This is a genomic window from Ilumatobacter sp. (genome assembly GCF_049588435.1).
Taxonomy (GTDB): Bacteria; Actinomycetota; Acidimicrobiia; order Acidimicrobiales; family Ilumatobacteraceae; genus Ilumatobacter_A.
On record NZ_JBAVYV010000250.1, the window covers coordinates 1 to 3979 of the forward strand.

Below are 3979 nucleotides of genomic sequence, written 5' to 3' on the forward strand. Positions count from 1 at the left end.
GGTCGGGGCGGCGGCTCACGCGGGAGCGAGCGACACGACGACCGGCGAACCGGTCGCGACACCGGACGACGACGCAACGCCTGAGGCAACACCTGAGGCAACACCTGCGGTCGAGCCGGAGGCAGCCCCCGAGGCTGCAGCCGACGAAACGGAATCGGCTCCCGAGCCCGAACCCGAAGCATCGGTCGAATCCGCACCGGCCGAGACGCCCCTCGATTCCGGAGTTCCCGCCGGCTGGTACGCCGATCCGTCCGGACGTTTCGAACTTCGTTACTGGGACGGCTCCGCCTGGACCGAGCACGTCAGCCGCGCAGGTCAGCAGTACACCGACCCGCCCGTCGCCTGACCGAGCCGGACGGAGTCGGACCGACCCATCCGGTCACGCCGGTCGCGGTCATAGCCTGAGTGACCATGCAGGTCACCTCCATCGGTCACGCCGGGATGTTGATCGAGACGTCGGGTGGATCGATCCTCTGTGATCCGTGGTTCGAGCCCGCGTTCTTCGGTTCGTGGTTCCCGTTTCCGCGCAACGATCAGCTCTCCGATGATCTCCGGGATCGCATCGAGAACGCCGATTTCCTCTACGTCTCGCATCTGCACGGCGATCACCACGACGAGGCCTGGCTGACCGCGCACCTGCGACGCGACATCCCGATCCTGCTGCCCGGATACCCGACCCGCGAGCAGCAACGCACGCTCGCGACGCTCGGCTTCACCGAGTTCATCCGCACGACCGACACCGAGGAACTCGAGATCGCGCCGGGCGTCCGCGTCGCGATCCACATCGAGTCGTCGATCACCGACGGCCCCGGTGGCGACTCGGCACTCGTCGTGATCGCCGACGACAAGATCGTCGTCAACCAGAACGACTGCCGCACGACCGACCTCGGCCAGCTCCGCGCACACGGGCCCGTCGACCTGCACTGGCTGCAGTTCTCCGGCGCGATCTGGTACCCGATGGTCTACGAGATGGACCCGATCACGAAGAAGGCCGCGTGTGACGCGAAGGTCGCCGCGCAGTTCGCGAGGGCGATGCGCTACGTCGAGAAGATCGACGCCCGCGCGATCGTCCCGAGCGCCGGGCCGCCGTGCTTCCTCGACCCCGATCTGTTCGCGCTGAACATGATCGACGGCTCCGAATCGAGCATCTTCCCCGACCAGACCCGATTCCTCGAGATGCTCGACGATGCGGGCCGCACCGGCATCTTGAACATCCCGGGCACCACCATCACCCTCGACGACCCCGACCCGACAACTGGTGTCAGGCACCCGTTGTCCGACGCCGCTGTCGAGTCGATCTTCAGCGACAAGTTGGCGTATCTCGAGCGGTACCAGGCCGACAAGATCGGCTGGATCGATGACATGAAGGCGAATTGGAACCCGCCGTCGACGGATCTGATCGACACGCTCCGAAGCTGGTGGGAACCACTCCTGGAGATGGCTCCGACGCTGCGCGAGCAGGTCGGCGCGAACGTCGTGATCCGAGCGATGGCGCCCGTTGATGTCAACTCCAACGTCGAGCAACTCGACGTCGTCATCGACTTCGACCATGGCGAGGTGCGCGAGCACGCCGGCGAACCGTTCTCGTACCGGTTCGACATCGATCGGCGACTCGTCGAAACCGTTGCGGCACAGCGCGCCGTCGACTGGTCCAACTCACTGCTGCTCTCGTGTCGTTTCGTCGCGTGGCGCGATGGCGAGTTCAACGAGTACGTCTACAACTTCTTCAAGTCGTTGTCGCGCGAGCGGATGAAGCGCGCCGAGGCCGAGGCGGTGCGCAAGGTCGCTCCGCCCGACGCCGAAGCGATGGCGAAGGAGCCCGACATCCAGCTCGGCGACTACATCGTCCAGCGACGCTGCCCGCACCGCGACGCCGACCTCGAAGCGTTCGGGGAGATCGACGGTGACGAGTTCGTCTGCACCCTCCACGGATGGCGGTTCGACCTCGAATCCGGCACCTGCAAGACCAGCGCCGGCCACCCCCTCCGCATCCGCCGCGCCTGACATGCACGTTCGTGCCAGGCACCAACGTGCATGTTCGCTCGGGTGACGGGGATCAGCCCGACGGTTGCAGGTCGAGCGGGAACGCGGTGAGGAGCTCGGGGCCGTCGTCGGTCACCAGCACCTGGTTCTCGAGTTTCACTCCCTCGAGCCAGTCGCCCGCTTCCGTCAGGTGGCGCGGGCCGACGAACGCCTCGACCGTGAGCACCATGCCGGCCTGCAACTCACCGTCGAATCCCCACTCGTCCCAGATCTCGGGGAAGTAGACCTCGGGATACTCGTCGCACTGGCCGACGCCGTGGAACAGGCACGAGTAGTGGCGGTACTCGTCGGGCGACGGATACCAGGCCTGGTGAGTCAGCTCGCGGAATGATCGGCCGGGGGTCAGCAACTCGATGTTGTGTTCGATCTGCTCACGGGCGAGGTCGAACGTGTGCTGCTGGTCGGGCGTGGGAGCGCCACCCGCACCGCGCCCCTCGCCGGCGATCCAGGTCCGACTGAGGTCGACCATCATCCCGTAGGCCCCGACGAGGTCGGTGTCGTACGCGACGATGTCACCCGATTCGATCACCCGACTCGACGCCTCCTGCATCCACGGATTGGTACGCGGACCCGACGCGATGATCTGCGTCTCGATCCACTCGCCTGCACGCCGGATGTTGCCGGCGTGCAGCATCGACCAGAGATCGCGTTCGGTCATTCCCGGGACCATTGCCGCGCGCATCTCGGCCAGCGTGGTCTCGCAGGCGTGGACGGCACACCGCATGGCCAGGATCTCGTCGGGGCCCTTCACGGCGCGGGCGAGCTCCATCACCTCCTGACCGAATCCGATCTCGAGTCCAGCCTCCTCCAGCATCCGGTACCCGACGTGATGGCACTGGTCGATCGCGATCCGCGGATTCGCACCGCAGTGCACGCCGATCACGGCGATCAGCTCGGCGCTCCACCGCGCGGCCTGCTCGGCGTGACGCGGCCCACCGAGGAAGTAGGTGGAACCGATGGCGGGGCGAACCTCGTCCACCACCTCGCTGTGCGCGGCGAGGAACTCGCACCCGTAGTAGTCCCAGAGGATCACGTATCCGTCGGCCGACACGAACGCGTAACGAGCACCGTTGTGCATCACCCACAACTGCATGTTCGTCCCGTCGGTGACGTAGCGGATGTTCATCGGATCCATCACGATGATCCCGTCGTAGCCCTGGGTGACGAGTTGCGCCGCGACGCGATCTACCCGGTAGCGACGCATCGCAGGCAGGTCGGGCAACGACAACCCTGCCGCCGACCACTCGGCGACCACCCGCTTGCCCGGGCCGATCACGAGATGGTGACCGTCGCCGGCGGCGAAGCGGACCTCGGGAGGAGCTGTCGCCAACGACGCCGCGATCTTGTCGACCATCGCGAGAATCTACGCGACCGGTGAACCGGGCCGAGGCGCCGGTCGATTTGTTGTTGACCGCTCCGACGCCGACGCTGAGAATGAGGCGGTGACGTGGACCGACGAGACCGCATGGAGTGCAACGCGCCAGAACATGCGATCGGCGACGGGCCTCGACCCGGCCGCCTACTCGTCGGCGGAGTTCTTCGCCATCGAGCAAGAGCGCGTGTTCGAACGAGCCTGGGTGTGTGTCGGCGTCGCGGACGAACTCGCTGGACCGGGCCGACTGCTGGTACGCACGGTCGGCTCGCGATCGATCATCCTCACCCGCAACGGGGACGGTGAGCTGCGGGGGTTCATCAACTCGTGTCGCCACCGGGGAACCGAACTGGCCGAAGCCGACTGTGACATCAGGGGAACGATCCGCTGTCCATATCACCGCTGGGGGTACTCGCTCGACGGCGCGCTCAAGGCGACCCCGTTCTTCGAGGACGTGCCCCGGAACGACTTCGATCGAGCGGACTTCGGTCTGCTGGAGGTCCGCGTCGACACGTGGGGTCTGCTGTTGTTCGCCTGCCTCTCCGACGAGACACCGTCACTCGA

The 3979-nt window shown here is 66.3% G+C and carries 4 protein-coding genes; 3 read left to right on the top strand and 1 reads right to left on the bottom strand.

All coding sequences use genetic code 11. The features are described 5' to 3' along the window. A partial coding sequence (locus tag WBV89_RS09820; protein WP_423981159.1) for a DUF2510 domain-containing protein occupies positions 1–346 on the top strand: 346 nt, incomplete at its 5' end. A gap of 65 nt (positions 347–411) precedes the next feature. Next, positions 412–2004 carry a Rieske 2Fe-2S domain-containing protein gene (locus WBV89_RS09825; protein ID WP_423981160.1) on the top strand — a complete coding sequence of 531 codons (1593 nt, stop codon included), beginning with the start codon at positions 412–414 and terminating at the stop codon, positions 2002–2004. A gap of 52 nt (positions 2005–2056) precedes the next feature. On the opposite strand, the gene WBV89_RS09830 is transcribed toward WBV89_RS09825, so the two are convergent. Then, positions 2057–3397 (bottom strand): M24 family metallopeptidase, encoded by a 1341-nt coding sequence (locus tag WBV89_RS09830; protein WP_423981161.1) that lies wholly within the window; start codon positions 3395–3397, stop codon positions 2057–2059. An 88-nt stretch (positions 3398–3485) separates the two neighbouring features. On the opposite strand from WBV89_RS09830, the gene WBV89_RS09835 reads away from it, so the two are divergent. Then, positions 3486–3979, top strand: a 494-nt coding sequence (locus WBV89_RS09835) for an aromatic ring-hydroxylating oxygenase subunit alpha (RefSeq protein WP_423981162.1), incomplete at its 3' end; no start/stop codon positions are given.